The sequence below is a fragment of the Enterobacter sp. UPMP2060 genome, from assembly GCF_053709655.1.
On the sequence record NZ_JBSKJQ010000019.1, the window covers coordinates 20477 to 36457 of the forward strand.

20 protein-coding genes are annotated in these 15981 nt (G+C 53.9%); 12 read left to right on the forward strand and 8 right to left on the reverse strand.

Annotated features, from left to right (window positions below):
• Position 1: 1 nt before the first annotated feature.
• Positions 2 to 619, reverse strand: coding sequence for a helix-turn-helix transcriptional regulator (locus tag ACWKXN_RS21730; RefSeq protein WP_211438786.1), 618 nt, complete (start codon positions 617 to 619; stop codon positions 2 to 4).
• A gap of 545 nt (positions 620 to 1164) precedes the next feature.
• On the opposite strand from ACWKXN_RS21730, the gene ACWKXN_RS21735 reads away from it, so the two are divergent.
• The 6 genes from ACWKXN_RS21735 (at position 1165) to fabY (ending at position 5358) form a co-directional block, all read left to right on the forward strand.
• The gene (locus ACWKXN_RS21735; RefSeq protein ID WP_454544349.1) at positions 1165 to 1908 is read left to right on the forward strand and encodes a winged helix-turn-helix domain-containing protein; all 744 of its coding nucleotides are present in this window, start codon (positions 1165 to 1167) and stop codon (positions 1906 to 1908) included.
• Complete coding sequence (locus tag ACWKXN_RS21740; protein ID WP_033146967.1) at positions 1905 to 2375, forward strand: hypothetical protein; 471 nt, start codon at positions 1905 to 1907, stop codon at positions 2373 to 2375. Before ACWKXN_RS21735 ends, ACWKXN_RS21740 begins: the two co-directional genes overlap by 4 nt.
• Positions 2376 to 2463: 88 nt before the next feature.
• On the forward strand, positions 2464 to 3063 hold the full coding sequence (gene yihX / locus ACWKXN_RS21745) for a glucose-1-phosphatase (RefSeq protein ID WP_039264189.1): 600 nt from the start codon (positions 2464 to 2466) through the stop codon (positions 3061 to 3063).
• The gene (locus tag ACWKXN_RS21750; protein ID WP_033146965.1) at positions 3057 to 3938 is read left to right on the forward strand and encodes a virulence factor BrkB family protein; all 882 of its coding nucleotides are present in this window, start codon (positions 3057 to 3059) and stop codon (positions 3936 to 3938) included. Before yihX ends, ACWKXN_RS21750 begins: the two co-directional genes overlap by 7 nt.
• The gene (gene dtd / locus ACWKXN_RS21755; protein WP_008501836.1) at positions 3935 to 4372 is read left to right on the forward strand and encodes a D-aminoacyl-tRNA deacylase; all 438 of its coding nucleotides are present in this window, start codon (positions 3935 to 3937) and stop codon (positions 4370 to 4372) included. Before ACWKXN_RS21750 ends, dtd begins: the two co-directional genes overlap by 4 nt.
• A gap of 44 nt (positions 4373 to 4416) precedes the next feature.
• On the forward strand, positions 4417 to 5358 hold the full coding sequence (fabY, locus tag ACWKXN_RS21760; RefSeq protein ID WP_039264191.1) for a fatty acid biosynthesis protein FabY: 942 nt from the start codon (positions 4417 to 4419) through the stop codon (positions 5356 to 5358).
• Positions 5359 to 5366: 8 nt separating this feature from the next.
• Here fabY and ACWKXN_RS21765 read toward each other — a convergent pair whose 3' ends face one another.
• Positions 5367 to 6287, reverse strand: coding sequence for an alpha/beta hydrolase (locus tag ACWKXN_RS21765; protein WP_182072195.1), 921 nt, complete (start codon positions 6285 to 6287; stop codon positions 5367 to 5369).
• Positions 6288 to 6486: 199 nt separating this feature from the next.
• On the opposite strand from ACWKXN_RS21765, the gene ACWKXN_RS21770 reads away from it, so the two are divergent.
• Together ACWKXN_RS21770 and ACWKXN_RS21775 are read left to right on the forward strand one after the other, a co-directional pair.
• Positions 6487 to 6729, forward strand: coding sequence for a ribbon-helix-helix protein, CopG family (locus tag ACWKXN_RS21770; RefSeq protein WP_454544350.1), 243 nt, complete (start codon positions 6487 to 6489; stop codon positions 6727 to 6729).
• 2 nt (positions 6730 to 6731) lie between these two features.
• A complete protein-coding gene (locus tag ACWKXN_RS21775) occupies positions 6732 to 7103 on the forward strand; it encodes a type II toxin-antitoxin system VapC family toxin (RefSeq protein WP_080298642.1) in 372 nt (123 codons plus the stop codon).
• Positions 7104 to 7142: 39 nt separating this feature from the next.
• Here ACWKXN_RS21775 and fdhE read toward each other — a convergent pair whose 3' ends face one another.
• Genes fdhE through fdnG form a run of 4 tightly spaced genes read right to left on the reverse strand, consistent with a single transcriptional unit; the run spans position 7143 to position 12666 of the window.
• The gene (gene fdhE, locus ACWKXN_RS21780; RefSeq protein ID WP_023309751.1) at positions 7143 to 8072 is read right to left on the reverse strand and encodes a formate dehydrogenase accessory protein FdhE; all 930 of its coding nucleotides are present in this window, start codon (positions 8070 to 8072) and stop codon (positions 7143 to 7145) included.
• Entirely contained in the window at positions 8069 to 8704 is a 636-nt protein-coding gene (gene fdoI, locus ACWKXN_RS21785; RefSeq protein WP_010436852.1) for a formate dehydrogenase cytochrome b556 subunit, read from the reverse strand. Before fdoI ends, fdhE begins: the two co-directional genes overlap by 4 nt.
• On the reverse strand, positions 8701 to 9603 hold the full coding sequence (gene fdxH / locus ACWKXN_RS21790) for a formate dehydrogenase subunit beta (RefSeq protein WP_008501831.1): 903 nt from the start codon (positions 9601 to 9603) through the stop codon (positions 8701 to 8703). Before fdxH ends, fdoI begins: the two co-directional genes overlap by 4 nt.
• A gap of 12 nt (positions 9604 to 9615) precedes the next feature.
• Entirely contained in the window at positions 9616 to 12666 is a 3051-nt protein-coding gene (gene fdnG / locus ACWKXN_RS21795) for a formate dehydrogenase-N subunit alpha (RefSeq protein ID WP_094935278.1), read from the reverse strand.
• Positions 12667 to 13039: 373 nt separating this feature from the next.
• Here fdnG and fdhD point away from each other — a divergent pair, with 373 nt between their 5' ends.
• Positions 13040 to 13876 (forward strand): formate dehydrogenase accessory sulfurtransferase FdhD, encoded by an 837-nt coding sequence (gene fdhD / locus ACWKXN_RS21800; protein WP_045888503.1) that lies wholly within the window; start codon positions 13040 to 13042, stop codon positions 13874 to 13876.
• A 114-nt stretch (positions 13877 to 13990) separates the two neighbouring features.
• On the forward strand, positions 13991 to 14203 hold the full coding sequence (locus tag ACWKXN_RS21805; RefSeq protein ID WP_033146958.1) for a YdgH/BhsA/McbA family protein: 213 nt from the start codon (positions 13991 to 13993) through the stop codon (positions 14201 to 14203).
• A 39-nt stretch (positions 14204 to 14242) separates the two neighbouring features.
• Here the strand turns inward: ACWKXN_RS21805 and ACWKXN_RS21810 are convergent, their stop codons facing one another.
• Both ACWKXN_RS21810 and ACWKXN_RS21815 read right to left on the reverse strand, forming a co-directional pair.
• Positions 14243 to 14566, reverse strand: a complete 324-nt coding sequence (locus tag ACWKXN_RS21810; protein ID WP_033146957.1) for an AzlD domain-containing protein — start codon at positions 14564 to 14566, stop codon at positions 14243 to 14245.
• Positions 14566 to 15225, reverse strand: coding sequence for an AzlC family ABC transporter permease (locus ACWKXN_RS21815; RefSeq protein ID WP_023309745.1), 660 nt, complete (start codon positions 15223 to 15225; stop codon positions 14566 to 14568). The genes ACWKXN_RS21810 and ACWKXN_RS21815 overlap by 1 nt, the downstream gene beginning before the upstream one ends.
• A gap of 103 nt (positions 15226 to 15328) precedes the next feature.
• Here ACWKXN_RS21815 and ACWKXN_RS21820 point away from each other — a divergent pair, with 103 nt between their 5' ends.
• Positions 15329 to 15877: a helix-turn-helix domain-containing protein gene (locus ACWKXN_RS21820; RefSeq protein WP_033146956.1), complete on the forward strand. Its 549-nt coding sequence runs from the start codon at positions 15329 to 15331 to the stop codon at positions 15875 to 15877.
• A gap of 17 nt (positions 15878 to 15894) precedes the next feature.
• Positions 15895 to 15981: helix-turn-helix domain-containing protein (locus ACWKXN_RS21825; RefSeq protein ID WP_454544351.1), on the forward strand; the 87-nt coding region annotated here is incomplete at its 3' end.

Genomic DNA, 15981 nt, shown 5'->3' on the forward strand with positions numbered 1-15981 from the left:
ATTACAAAATAGAAACGAGAATTTTATGAATGCTGGTACCTAACTTCCTCTCAAGTCGTATTTTATGAACATAAATTTTTTTAACATCAATGCTGTCTGTTTTTATAATCTCCTGGAGGCATGCTCCTGATAAAAACCTGTTAAGCAAAGTAAATTCGACAGCATTCAACTTACTTCCACGTCTGCTATTTACCCGTCTTCCGGAAAAAAGGTGGTTGATTTTATCCTGCAATATAACGTCATTATCGTCTGAATAAATAATTCCCTTTATTTCACTGTGGTGAGTGAGTAAGTAATTAGCCAATGCCTCTAGTTTACGGTCCGAGATTATAACGATGTTCATGTTAGTTATCGCCAGACGTTCAATCCATTGCGGATCGGCCAGTACGCGCAGGTTGTACATCGAAAAGTCTACAAAAACAAACCCTCGTGACAGGTGATTCTTGTTCCTGCATAATATTTTATTTACAACTGCAATCTGCAGGAAATGATTACCAACCGGCCAAACTGCGAACGAGGCATTACCACAATATTGTGATCGTACTGCGTTATCTGGAAATAACTGACAGGACAATTCACAGCTTATACAGCGGGCAACTGTTTTCGACGATGTTATCATCCAGTCCACTCCTGTCTTTTTTCATTGTCAATATTTCATTGCCGTTCAAATGTGTCAATCTTGAAACATATCTAGTTATCCTGTCTTGTTTATGAAAAAGAGTATCAGGGAAATAAATTCCTGGGCTTATCTATTCAGTCAGTCCGTCTTCATACCGAAAAAATATCACCTGGCAGAGGTACTCCAGGAATATTTGTCACTCCTTTAAGATTATTCGGCAAAAAAAATCCAGGAAGGAGGTACACGAAATAGCACTAATAGCTAAAGATTCGTTTCCTCAGTCTGCCGCAACGTCAGTCTTTTCTCTGGTTGCGGCTCAATATAATTATTTGGGCTGGCGAAGTGTAATGAAATCTCATTATGTCGTTTTAGATGAGGTAAACCTAAGAAAAGCGCCTTGTAACCAATTGAAAAATAATGTGTTGTTTTTAATCTTAGATGGGGCGGTATCGCGTCCTAATCCATCTGACCTATACTGTTGTTAAATATACGTATATGTTTTTGGTGTATAGAGTTATGTATTGTTATTTCTGAGGAAAGGAAAATTGTATCTCATTAACAAGTTGGTCGAGTATGACCCAGAAAACAAAACCCTGGTAAATCATATTACCGGGCGAACGATACAATTGCAGCTTCCTGCCAATCTCTGTTTTCTTTATCTCATCACCCATCCTGGAAAAATAATTTCGCAAAATAAGTTAATGGTGGTGGGATGGGGGGAGCGCAATGACGTCACAACACCGAATACCTTTTACCAGGCCATTTTGACATTACGCAATGCGCTTGCTGAGGTGGGGTTGCCGCGCGATACGGTAAAAACGATTTCTCGCCGCGGGCTTACGCTTTCCGAAGCCACCCAGGTTGAAGTATTTACCCCAACCGCTGAGCCCGTGATGGTTAATAACGAGGCGGAAATAGCTGATGATACCGCGATGCAGATGCCGGCCTGGTTGATAATAACCACCGCTGTGCTTTTGCTGATCGCGCTTATCAACGGGGGGATATTATATAAGCATTACCAGAACATGCCGTTTAGCCACTACATGCCACTTTCAACGGGCAGTACGAACAACGCCTGCCAGCTTTTTTATGCACCTAATGAACCTGTTCAGGATCATTACTTGCGCCTGTTAAAAAATCATCCCGGTCTGTGCGCTGAAAAAAGATACGTTTTTCTGATCGGCTATAGTAAAACGGAGCGAATCGCGGCGTTTGTCTGTAATAACGATGCGCGACGGGATGCGGCAGCATTATGTACCACGCATTATTTTTGGGCGCATGAGCAATGAAGACATTCCGGAACCGTATTATTTTTCTGGCGGCGTTTCTGGGGGCCGCTATCACCAGCGGCTGGTTAGCGTATTCGCATTTTTCGAGTTCGCCGATACGCTGTACGGGGGATGTGGAATGGACGATTGGTAAAAACCGATTTGTGGGTACGGTTTCCTGGCGGATGCAGCATCGGGAGGGATCCACCGTCATTAACGGTAAATTATTTGGTCAGACGGTTTCTGAAGTTAACCGGACCATCTATTTTCACTACAGCTATCATCAGAACGCGCGCGTATTAAATAACGATCGTATTGTTAAAACCTTCGCCGATAATGCGGATGAGGCTGATATCAACGCCACGCTGCCAGGTTTTTATCGCACGCCGGGAAGAGAGCTGAGCCTGATGATCGATGAGTATCGGGGGGCCTGGCTTTTTGCCGCGTCAAACGTCCCTTCACTTTACTGTCGTAAAAGCGCGCCGTAGAAATCGATCGCACACCTTAGACAGCACGCATAGTCAAATCTCTTTATTCCCGCTACAGTTATCTCTCCACGGCGAGCAGGAGATAAACATGCTTTATATCTTTGATTTAGGAAACGTAATCGTCGATATCGATTTTAATCGCGTGCTGGGTGCATGGAGCGACTTTAGCCGCGTTCCGCTGGCGACACTGAAGCAGAATTTCGCGATGGGCGAGACCTTCCATCAGCATGAACGCGGCGAGATCGGTGATGAAGAATTCGCTGAACGTTTCTGCCAGGAGATGGACCTACCGTTAAGCTACGAGCAGTTTTCTCACGGCTGGCAGGCAGTATTTGTCGCCATCCGGCCTGAAGCGATCGACATCATGCATAAGCTCCGCAAGCAGGGCCATCGGGTCGTTGTGCTGTCAAATACCAACCGTCTGCACACCACGTTCTGGCCTGAGGAATACCCTGAAGTTAAGGCTGCGGCCGACAAGATTTATCTTTCGCAAGAGATGGGGATGCGTAAGCCTGAAGCGCGAATTTATCAGGCTGTTCTCCAGTCGGAAGGATTCACCGCGGCCGATGCGGTCTTTTTTGACGACAACGCCGATAATATAGAGGGAGCTAACCAGTTGGGTATAACGTCAATTCTGGTGACCGGAAAAGAGACGATACCAAACTACTTTGCGAAGCAGCTATGCTAAAAACCGTTCATCAAAAAGCCACGCATCATACTCGCCCCCTGAGGGCCTGGCTGAAACTGCTCTGGCACCGTATTGACGAGGACAACATGACCACGCTGGCGGGTAACCTCGCCTACGTGTCGTTGCTTTCATTAGTGCCTCTGGTGGCGGTCATCTTTGCCCTGTTTTCCGCCTTTCCGATGTTTGCGGACGTCAGCCTGCAGCTTCGCCATTTTGTCTTCGCGAATTTCATTCCTGCAACAGGGGATGTCATCCAGAACTACATTGAGCAGTTTGTTGCCAATTCCAGCAAGATGACGGCAGTGGGGGCGTGCGGTCTTATCGTTACCGCGCTGCTGTTGATGTACGCCATTGATAATGCGCTGAATACAATCTGGCGGAGTAAAAAAGCGCGGCCAAAGGTCTATTCCTTTGCCGTGTACTGGATGATTCTTACGCTGGGGCCGCTGCTGGCCGGGGCGAGCCTGGCGATCAGTTCGTATCTTCTCTCCTTGCGCTGGGCGAGTGATTTAAACGGCGTAATTGATAATGCGCTTCGCATCTTCCCGTTAATCCTGTCGTGGCTCTCGTTCTGGTTGCTCTATAGCGTCGTGCCGACCACGCGCGTACCTAACCGCGATGCGGTTGTGGGAGCGCTGGTGGCGGCGTTGCTTTTTGAGCTCGGTAAAAAAGGGTTTGCCCTCTACATCACCATGTTTCCGTCCTATCAGCTGATTTACGGCGTGCTGGCGGTGATCCCCATTTTGTTTGTATGGGTCTACTGGACCTGGTGTATCGTCTTGCTTGGTGCCGAAATAACTGTCACTCTCGGTGTGTACCGCGAACTTAAAAAAGCAGCAGAAGCTGAAAAACAATTAGAAGCAGACCAACCATGATTGCATTGATACAGCGCGTAACCCGTGCCAGCGTCACCGTGGAGGGAGAGGTGACGGGTGAAATTGGCCCAGGACTTTTGGTGTTGTTAGGTGTCGAAAAGGATGACGACGAACAAAAAGCCAACCGCTTGTGTGAGCGCGTGCTGGGCTACCGTATTTTCAGCGATGCGGAAGGCAAGATGAACCTGAACGTCCAGCAGGCGGGTGGCAGCGTGCTGGTGGTTTCCCAGTTTACGCTGGCTGCGGATACCGAGCGCGGCATGCGCCCGAGCTTCTCCAAAGGTGCCGCGCCGGATCGTGCAGAAGCACTTTACGAGTACTTTGTTGAGCGTTGTCGCCAGCAGGAAATGAATACGCAAACCGGACGATTCGCTGCAGATATGCAGGTTTCGCTGGTGAACGATGGCCCCGTCACATTCTGGCTCCAGGTATGAGCCAACTGGCGGCGTGGCCGCGGGTAACAAGAGAGAGTACAGCTATGTATCACCTTCGAGTACCGCAAACGGAAGAAGAGTTAGACGCTTATTACCAGTTCCGCTGGGAAATGCTGCGCAAGCCACTGCATCAGCCAAAAGGATCTGAACGCGACGCCTGGGATGCGATGGCCCACCATCAGATGGTGATGGACGAAGAGGGTAACCTCGTCGCCGTCGGGCGCCTGTATATCAACGCCGATAACGAAGCGTCGATTCGCTTTATGGCGGTTCATCCCTCCGTTCAGGACAAAGGTCTGGGAACGCTAATGGCGATGACCCTTGAGTCCGTTGCCCGTCAGGAAGGTGTTAAGCGCGTTACCTGTAGTGCCCGAGAAGATGCCGTAGATTTTTTCGCCAAGCTCGGCTTTGTGAATCAGGGGGAAATCACGACCCCACAAACCACGCCGATTCGTCATTTTTTGATGATCAAACCCATCGCCACGCTGGATGATATTCTTCATCGCGCCGACTGGTGTGGACAGCTGCAGCAGGCCTGGTATCAGCACATTCCGCTCAGCGAAAAAATGGGCGTGCGCATTCAGCAGTACACCGGACAAAAATTTATTACCACCATGCCGGAAACCGGCAATCAAAATCCGCACCACACTCTGTTTGCCGGAAGTCTTTTCTCACTTGCCACGCTCACCGGCTGGGGTCTCATCTGGCTGATGCTTCGCGAGCGCCATCTGGGCGGCACGATCATTCTTGCTGATGCTCACATCCGCTATAGCGCACCGATAAGCGGCAAGCCGAGCGCCGTGGCCGATCTGGGGTCACTGGGCGGCGATCTGGACCGCCTGGCGCGCGGCCGCAAAGCCCGCGTACAAATGCAGGTTGAACTGTTTGGCGATAAAACACCGGGTGCGGTATTTGAAGGCACCTACATTGTTCTTCCAGCGAAGCCCTTCGGCGCGTATGAAGAGGGTGGGAACGAGGAGGAGTAATCTTCTGTTCACTCTCCTCGGGCGTGGTTAATCCGCCCGGCGATATCCCGCATAACGTCTCGCGCTGACTGGCTGACGCCGCCAAGCTGAAAGAAGCCATGGATGACGCCCAGCCAGCGCTGAGCGGTACACTTCACACCCTGCTCAGTCAGATGCTGATACAACATTTCTCCCTCATCGCACAGCGGATCGTACTCTGCTGTAATGATATGCACTGGCGGAAGCCCGTAAAAATCATCGCGCCACAGCGGGCTGGCTTCCGGATGCTGGCGGTCAGTCTCTGCAAGATACATTTCATACCCGCTGAGCAGGGTATCGCGGGTGATAATATAATCCGTGCCATTGAGAGCATAGCTTTCAAAACTGGCGGTGGCGTCGAGCATGGGATAGATAAGAATAAGCTGTACAGGTTGCCACAGCCCTTTAACCTTAAGCCTCAGCGCCGTTACCAGCGCCAGATGCCCTCCTGCGCTGTCTCCACAGAGGGTGAGCCGGTTCTTATCCACGCCTAATTTGTCCGCATACTTCCAGACCAGATCTGCACCTCTTTCAGCATCGTCATGTGCGGCGGGGAAGGTATGCTCCGGCGCCAACCTGTACTGAACCGCGATCACCCGGCAATTGCCGTAGCAGGCTAACTGACGGAGTTGGTTGTCATGGGTATCAAAGCCGCCGCTGATAAAGCATCCGCCGTGATAGTAGATGGCAGCAGGCAATATTTCAGGGGCATTAAGAGGTGAAAATACCCGAATGGTAAGGCCCTCAAGCACTAGCGCTTCTACCTGAACGCGCGTTTCTGTCTTCCCGGCAAGCCCCGTGCTGGCAATGTACCCTGCTCGTCGTACATCAATGGTCTGTCGACGTGACGAAGGCCGGCCTGCAGCGATAAATCCCTGAACCAGCTGCGCAATACCCTGTTCCAGTGCCATGAAAACTCCCTTTAACTGTATGGATATACAGCTTTATAACCTGGTTTGATTCAAAAGAAAATAAGAAAATTGTCGAGGACTAAAAATCTGGAAAGCGCTTCGCAAATAGCAGGAAAACTATAGCTACGGGCTTTAACCCTTCTGAATGAAAGCGTATGTTGCCTTGAAAATAGACAATAGTGATATACTAAGGTGATATATAAGTCTTTCCGCGGATCTTGATATCGGCAGAATTCTGATCGATTTGTCTGATGACGTAATTCAACGACTGGATAATCTGAAGCAGCTGCGTAACCGTCCTCGTGCCGAATTGCTTCGGGAAGCCATTGAGCAATATCTCGACCAGCAGAGTTCATCGGTTATCCGCGATGCGCTTGGCTTGTGGGGAAACCAGCAGGAAGATGGGCTTGAGTATGAACGCAAGCTGCGTGAGGAGTGGTAATCATGGAGCACATGGCAGTGTTCGATACCAATATACTCATCGATCTTTTTAATAATCGCGTTGAGGCTGCGGATGCAATTGATCGCACAGCTTCTCATCGAGCCATTAGTCTGATCACATGGATGGAAGTCATGGTGGGGGCCCGCAAACATGGTCACGAAGCGAAAACTGCGACAGTGATGGGCGTATTTGAGATTATTGATATCACCCGAGATATCGCTGAAAGAAGTGTAATTCTGCGCGAGAAGCATGGAATGAAACTGCCTGATGCTATCATTCTGGCCACAGCTCAGAGCAGAAATTGTCCGTTGATTTCTCGAAACACGAAAGACTTTTCGGGCATTACTGGAGTCGTTTCACCTTACCAACTATAGGCCGGGCAAGCTTACGCCGCCCGGCACTGTCAGAGGGAATTACTCCCCTTCGCCCGGGAACAGGAACGGGTTGATCGAGCTGCGGGCAAAGCCCTCCTGCTCCATCTTCGCATCCAGAATCAGCGAGGCGAGATCGTCGGCCACGGCTTCGACTTTCGGGTCTTTTTCCTGATAAAGAATCTTCAGGTAAGTGCCGCAGTCGCCGCAGCTTTCGGCTTTCACCGCCGCTTCTTCATTTTCCAGCGACCAGTAGTTCAGATCGCGGGTCTGCTCGCAGTTGCTGCACTTGATGCGCACCACGTGCCACTCGGTTTCACACAGGTTGCAGTGCAGGTAGCGCAGCCCCTGAGTGGTGCCGATTTGCACCATGCTCGATACCGGCATGGAGCCGCAGACCGGGCAGAACTGGCGCGCCTCGCCGTATTCGGCGCGGGCTTTACCGGGGATCAGGCTTGCCATTTGCGCCCAGTAGAGCGACAGCGCAGCCCAGATAAACGGCGCTTTATCGCTGCTCACCAGAGCGAAGTCGGAGGCAAACAGCGCGCTCGCCATCTCTTCCAGCTCCAGGTCAGAGGCTTTTTCCAGATTCTCAATGACCGCCAGCGCGGTACCGCTCATCTCCGGCTTCAGCTCGGCAATCAGCGAATGCAGCAGCTTTTGCCAGTGCTTGTCGCGCGGCAGGACGTGAATGTCCAGCGGCGGCTTGCCCTGCGCGTTGGCTTCTTTGATGCGCGCGGTCAGATCCATTTGCAGCGGGTGGTCGTACAGCACCACTTCCTGCGCGTGGGCAACCAGCGCGGCAAAGCGCAGAAAATCGCCCAGCGGGTTGTTCTCTGCCAGCTCGCGCAGACGCTCTGCGCGGCGGTTGTAGAGGTTCTTGAGTCTGGGGAATAACAACGGCGGAATATAATCCGCCGTGCGTTTCTCGCTCGACCCCAGCTCATCTTGCGGGATTATGCGAATACTCATTCAGATGACTTTTCCTGTTTCTGGCGGACTTCACGGTACCAGCGCGGGTGATGTTTCTTCGCCCACGTACTGGTTACCCATCCTTCCACCATCGCGGTAATGGTGCCTTTCACCCAAAGGGCGGCGTAGATATGCACCATGATAACCACAATTAACGCCACTGCGGCAAATGAATGCAGCATCAGCGCAAATCGGATCACCGGGATTGAGAAAGCAGGCGCAAAGTACGGACGCCAGATGATCACGCCGCTCACCAGCAACAGGACCAGGAAGATAATCGCCGCCCAGAATACGCATTTCTGGCCGAAGTTATAACGCCCGGTATCACCCACTTCCTCGTTGACGACGATCTTACGAATATTCTTCGCCCAAAAGATATCATCCCGATTGATTAGGTTATGGTGCCAGTAGCGGAAAAACATGATGATAAACGAGGCAAACATCACCACACCCACGAACGGGTGAAGGATGCGCGCCAGCTGTGGCGTACCCAGTACCTGCATCAGCCAGTTGAAGGACGGGAAGAAGAACCCCAGCCCGCTTATCGCCGCCAGCATGAAGCAGAAGGCGGTGACCCAGTGGTTGATGCGTTCCGGCGCGGTGTAGCGCACGATGGTGTCACGTTTTCTCATTTGCGCACCTCGTCTTTCTCTTCATGCAGGTTGTCGTCTTCCTCTTCCGCGCGGTTCGGACCAACGCCGACGTAGTGGAAGATGCTCGCTGCGAAGGTGGCAGCAAAACCGACCGCTGCCAGCGGTTTCCAGATGCCTTTCCAGAACTTCACGGTGGCGCTGATTTCCGGGTTCTCCGGCAGGCCGTGATACAGGTTCGGCTTGTCGGCGTGGTGCAGCACGTACATGACGTGCGTACCGCCAACTCCGGCCGGATCGTACAGGCCCGCGTTGTCGTAACCGCGGGTTTTCAACTCGCCCACGCGCTCTGCCGCCAGCGTTTTCATATCCTCTTTGGAGCCAAAGTGGATTGCGCCGGTTGGGCAGGTCTTCACGCACGCTGGCTCCTGGCCGACGGTGACGCGGTCAACGCATAGCGTGCATTTGTAGACGCGGTTGTCTTCCGGGTTCAGGCGCGGTACGTCGAACGGGCAGCCCGCGATGCAGTAGCCGCAGCCGATGCACTGTTCGGACTGGAAGTCGACGATGCCGTTGGCATACTGAATGATAGCCCCTTCTGACGGACATGCCTTCAGGCAGCCCGGATCCGCACAGTGCATACAGCCGTCTTTGCGGATAAGCCATTCCAGTTTGTCGTTCTGCTCAACTTCCGAGAAACGCATCACCGTCCAGGACTTGGCGGTCAGGTCCGCCGGGTTGTCGTACACCCCGACGTTGTGACCGACTTCGTCACGCAGATCGTTCCACTCCGAGCACGCCACCTGACAGGCTTTACAGCCGATACAGGTGGTCACGTCGATAAGCTTCGCCACTTCCTGCTGGTGGTCCCGCGCCTGAGGCGCGGGCGTGAAACCGTTAGTCGCGGAACGACGGATAATGTCTTGAGATTGATAAGCCATAAGTCGTCTCCGTTACACCTTTTCCACGTTCACGAGGAAGGCCTTAAACTCCGGCGTCTGCGTGTTCGCATCGCCGACGAACGGCGTCAGGGTATTCGCAATGAACCCTTTCTTCGCCACGCCCTCATAGCCCCAGTGGATCGGAATACCGATGGTATCCACCTGCTGACCGTGAACGTTCAGCGTGCGAATACGCTTGGTCACCACCGCCTTGGCCTTGATATAGCCGCGGTTAGAGGAGACCTTCACGGTATCGCCATGGGCAATGCCGAGCTTGCCCGCCAGCTTCTCGCCGATCTCCACAAACTGTTCCGGCTGCGCGATGGCGTTAAGCAGCGCGTGCTTGGTCCAGTAGTGGAAGTGCTCGGTCAGACGGTAGGTGGTGCCCACATACGGGAACTTGTCCTTTTTACCCAGCGCTTCGAAATCGCCCTTGAAGATACGGGCTGCCGGGTTAGAGACCACGTTCGGGTGCAGCGGGTTGGTACCCAGCGGCGTCTCAAACGGCTCGTAGTGTTCCGGGAACGGACCTTCCGCCATCTTATCGATAGCAAACAGACGTCCCATCCCTTCAGGCTGCATGATAAACGGCCCAACGTCGCTGCCCGGTGCGGCAGTGCTGTAGTCCGGAATATCAACGCCGCCCCATTTCGCGCCGTCCCACTTCAGAAGCTGACGCTTCGGATCCCACGGGTTGCCCTGCGGGTCAGCGGATGCGCGGTTATAGAGGATACGGCGGTTGAGCGGCCATGCCCATGCCCAGCCCAGCGTATTGCCCAGGCCTGACGGGTCGGCGTTATCGCGGTTGGCCATCTGGTTGCCCTTCGGCGTCCAGCTACCGGCGAAGATCCAGCAGCCGCTTGACGTGGTACCGTCATCGCGCAGGTGTGCGAAGGTGCTGAGCTGATCGCCTTTCTTCGCCAGCACGGTACCGGTGGCCGGGTCGATAACGTCCGCCAGCGCCTTACCGTTGCTCTCCATCGCCACTTCTTCCGGCGCAGGGTTTTCCGGCGTCGAGTAGTTCCAGGTCATGTTCAGCACCGGTTCCGGGTTCGCGCCGCCTTCTTCCGCATACATCTTACGCAGGCGTAAGAAGATGCCGGCCAGGATCTCGCCGTCGTTCATGGCGATGCCCGGGGCGTCCGCGCCTTTCCAGTGCCACTGCAGCCAGCGTCCGGAGTTGACGATAGAACCGTTCTCTTCCGCGAAGCAGGTCGACGGCAGACGGAACACTTCGGTCTGGATCTTCGACGGATCGACGTCGTTCGATTCACCGTGGTTCTGCCAGAAGGTTGAGGTCTCGGTATTGAGCGGGTCAATCGTCACCAGGAACTTCAGCTTCGACAGAGACTCAACAACCTTGTTCTTGTTCGGGAACGAGGCAACCGGGTTAAAGCCCTGGCACAGATAGCCGTTCACTTTGCCCTGGTGCATCATCTCGAAATACTGCAGAACGTCGTAACCTTTGTCCCACTTCGGCAGCCAGTCAAAGCCCCAGCTGTTTTCAGCCGTCGCTTTGTCGCCGAAGAAGGCTTTCATCATCGAGACGAAGAACTTCGGATAGTTGCCCCAGTAGTTTACCTGGCCTTCGAGCAGCGGTTTAGGCGTGCTGGCCGTCAGGTAGGTTTGCAGGTCGGTCTGTTTCTCGCTTGGCAGGTTCATGTAACCCGGCAGGCTTTGAGACAGCAGGCCGAGGTCGGTCAGACCCTGAATATTGGAGTGACCGCGCAGGGCGTTCACGCCGCCGCCTGCCATCCCCATGTTGCCGAGCAGGAGCTGAACCATCGCCATGGTACGGATGTTCTGCGCGCCGATGGAGTGCTGCGTCCAGCCGAGGGCGTACAGGAACGACGCGGTTTTATCTTTCGCGCTGGTCTCGGCGATAAGCTCGCACACCTTCAGGAAGTCTGCCTTCGGCGTACCGCAGATATTCTCAACCACCTCCGGCGTATAGCGGGAAACGTGCTCTTTCAGCAGGTTCCACACGCAGCGCGGATGTTGCAGGGTGGTGTCGCGCTTCGCAAAGCCTTTTTCATCCAGCTCGTAGTTCCAGCTGGTTTTGTCGTATTTGCGTTTTTCGGCGTCGTAACCGCTGAACAGGCCATCTTCGAAGTGGTAATCCTCACGCACGATCAGGCTGGCGTTGGTATAGGCTTCGGTGTATTCGCGGTTATATTTTTCATTGGTCATCAGGTACAGCAATACGCCTGACAGGAAAGTGATGTCAGTACCTGAACGAATTGGGGTGTAGAAATCCGCCACTGACGCAGTACGCGTAAAGCGGGGATCGATCACAATCAGTTTCGCACCGTTGTGGATTTTGGCTTCCATCGCCCAGCGGAACCCGACAGGGTGCGCTTCAGCGGCGTTACCGCCCATCACCACAATGAGGTTGGCGTTCTTGATGTCGACCCAGTGGTTGGTCATCGCACCGCGACCAAATGTTGGAGCAAGACTTGCTACCGTTGGTCCGTGTCAGACACGCGCCTGGTTGTCGACCGCGAGCATACCGAGTGCGCGCGTAAATTTCTGGGTTAAATAACCGGTTTCGTTGCTGGAAGCAGAGGCACACAGCATCCCGGTGGAGAGCCAGCGGTTGACCGTGACGCCGTCGGCGTTCTTCTCAACAAAGTTGGCATCGCGGTCTTCTTTAATGTGTTTTGCGATGCGGTCAAACGCCTCTTCCCAGCTGATTTGCTGCCATTTATCGGAGCCAGGTGCGCGATATTCAGGGAACTTGAGGCGGCTTTCGGAGTGGATAAAGTCCACCAGACCGGCCCCTTTCGGGCACAATGCGCCGCGGTTGACCGGATGATCCGGGTCGCCTTCGATATGGAAAATAGACGCTTTGGCGTTTTTAGCACCGTCGCCGAGGCTATACATCAACAGCCCGCAACCGACAGAGCAGTACGTACAGGTATTACGGGTTTCACGGGTGCGCAGCAGTTTATACTGCCGCGTTTCCGCCAGCGCTACGCCGGGCGCAAAGCCCAGTGCCGCTGCCGTGGTGCCTGCCATACCGCCAGCGCAGATCTTAAAGAACTGCCTTCTGCTGACCTGCATGGGTCACTCCTTGTTTCGACATTGCTTACATATGTAGTTTTAACTTCGCGGTTGAGAATTGACCGCAAAGGAGAAAAATTTGCGTTAATCCCTCAATTCCACGAGGGATATCATCAGAATACCACAATGTCGGTACAGCTGTTCTAATGGCGTTAATACAAAGTGAACGTATTATCACCCTGTTGACTATAAAGTGTGATATTAATCACATTATTAACCCAGCATGTTAAAGGGGTGTAGCATGCGTTTTGTTGTACCTCTCACAAGTGAGTAGGTAAACTTGATGCTGAAAAGTTGATCCATACTATGCGTAAGCCCTGTTGTTTGTGATGCAATAGCAGGCTCACCTCCGTGGTTGTTCAGGAATACCGTTGTGTCTAAACAAAACCGTGCTCCCCACTCGTCCCCCCTGCCTGCGGGCATTGTGGAACTGTCGGTACACAGACCGCCCCACATTACCCATGCCACGCCGGATTTTCTGGCGGAAGAGGTGCCCGTTGCGCTCGTTTACAACGGTATCTCCCATGTGGTGATGATGGCTTCGCCAAAAGATCTCGAGCTGTTCGCCATCGGTTTTTCCCTCTCGGAAGGCATCATTGACCATCCGCAGGAGATCTACGGCATGGACGTGGTGCAGGCTTGCAACGGCCTTGAAGTGCAAATCGAACTCTCCAGCCGCCGCTTTATGGGGCTGAAAGAGCGCCGCCGCGCGCTGGCCGGGCGTACCGGCTGCGGCGTGTGTGGCGTTGAGCAGCTGAATGATATTGGCAAACCCGTTGCGCCACTGCCGTTTACTCAGACCTTTAATCTGGCTCACCTCGACCATGCGCTCGAGCACCTGAACGATGTACAGCCCATCGGCCAGCTGAGCGGCTGCACGCATGCGGCGGCATGGGTGTTGCCGTCGGGCGATATTGCCGGGGGCCACGAGGACGTGGGCCGCCACGTGGCGCTGGACAAGCTGCTCGGTCGCCGTGCGCGTGAAAGTGCTGTCTGGATGCAGGGGGCGGCACTCGTTTCCAGCCGCGCCAGCTATGAGATGGTGCAAAAATCGGCGATGTGCGGTGTGGAAATTCTGTTCGCGGTGTCGGCGGCGACCACGCTGGCGGTGGAGGTGGCGGAACGCTGCAACCTGACGCTGGTGGGCTTCTGCAAGCCGGGAAGGGCGACGATTTATACCCATCCGCAGCGATTAATTGTTAATCAATAATTTTGAATGATAATAGCAAATCCTTCCGCTTTTAGTTGTTCGAGATGAGGTCTAGTATTTATCTCATCAAGGCACGGTGCCTTACCTAAACAACTTAATGAAAGGGTTTATATCATGAAAAGCATCAAAACTTTTGTCGCTGTAATCGCTCTGGCTACTTCTTTCGGTTCTTTCGCTGCACAGACCGTGACCGCTACCGCCTCTACCATTGATGGCGCAGAAGCTAAAATCGCGGCTCAGGCTCAGGATGCTGGCGCATCATCTTACAAAATTACCCAGGCGTTCTCAGGTAACCGCGTACACATGACTGCTGAACTGACTAAATAAGCTGTCACACCGTCGAAAGAGCGCCCCCGGGGCGCTTTTTTAGTTTATGCCCGCCACGCGCAGCAGCGCGGTTACCACTGCCGCCGCCACGATCACCACAATTAACGGCATCTTTCGCCAGGCCAGAAATACCGCAAACGCCACGCCCAGCACGCGCGCCATTCCGGCAAAGTGGTCACCTTCATAAAACGTGGTCGCCAGCGCCACGGAAAACAGCAATACCGTTGCCGCATCTGACAGCAGCGCCTGTGAACGCTCTGACAATGCCAGCCTGCTGCCCAGTTTCGCCCCGCCAAGACGCATCAGATACGTTCCCGCAGACAAAATGGCGATGCCGAGAATAAAAAACGTCATATTTCCCATTATTTTTTCCTCGCAGCGAGACCCAGTAAGGAGAGCAGCACCGGTAATCCCACCGGGGCAAACGGCACGGCGGCCAGTGACAGCGCGGCGCCGCTGCAGGCGCGGATCAGCGTGGTACGGTTTTTAAACGCGGGAACCACTAGCGCCAGCAATATGGCAGGGAATACCGCATCCAGCCCGATGGTTTCCGGATCCGGCAGCAGCTTGCCGACCATAGCGCCCAGCAGGGCCCCCAGCGGCCAGACAATCGCCACGCCTAAACCACATAGCCAGTACGCCGCTTTGCGCTGTTCGGGCGTTTTTTGCGACAGGCCAAACACCACGCTTTCGTCGTTCATGATGTGGCAGCCCAACAGGCTCAGGCCGCGTTTGCCGACCAGTTCACGCACCGTCACGCCAAACGGCACGTGCCGCGCGTTGACCAGCAACCCCGCGGCTGCGGCCGCCAGCGGGTTACCGCCGCTTGCCACGATGCCAATAAACATAAACTCTGACGCGCCCGCGAGTACGGTGATGGAGAGTACAAACGGTACCCAGACCGGGAAACCGTAGGCCATCGCCAGGGAGCCGTATGACATCCCGACCACGCCGACCGCGAGGCAGACCAGGATGATTGCTTTTATGGTGTCGCCTTTCAGGCAAGAGAGATGATGCTTCATACATTTTTAGCCATATCGAACGGGTATCCATTATAATGAACGCAACAGAAGTGTTTTTCAAGATGAACGATTCGTTCGATTTAAAGAACAAAGAGGCCGTTTTATGACGCAGCCAATCAGCGTAATCGCCAAAAGCCTGGTGCGAGAACGCCTGCGAACCGGGCTTTCACTGGCGGAAATCGCTCGCCGTGCCGGGATCGCAAAATCCACGCTTTCTCAGCTAGAGTCAGGCAACGGTAACCCTAGCCTCGAAACGCTGTGGTCGCTTTGCGTGGCGCTGGATATTCCTTTTGCCCGCCTGCTTGAACCACAGCAGCCTACCACTCAGGTGATCCGTCGTGGTGAAGGTACGAAGGTCGTTGCCGGACAGGCCAACTACGAGGCGATACTGCTGGCGGCATGTCCGCCTGGCGCGCGACGCGACGTATACCTCCTGCTTACCCAGCCGGGCGCAGACCGCATTTCCCAGCCGCATCCGCCGGGGTCCGTTGAACACATTATTGTGACGCAGGGGCGCGCGTTAGTCGGCCTGATCGACGCGGCGGAAGAACTCGGCCCGGGAGATTACATCTGTTATCCCGCCGATCTGCCGCATATCTTTAAGGCGCTGGAGCCGGATACGCACGCGCTGCTGGTGGCGGAACAAAACTAACAGAGATACGGAAACTCATGTCGCTTAAAGCCATTGCTAAAGAACTGGGGCTGTCAGTCACTACCGTCAGCCGCGCCCTCAACGGATATGACGACGTCTCCGCC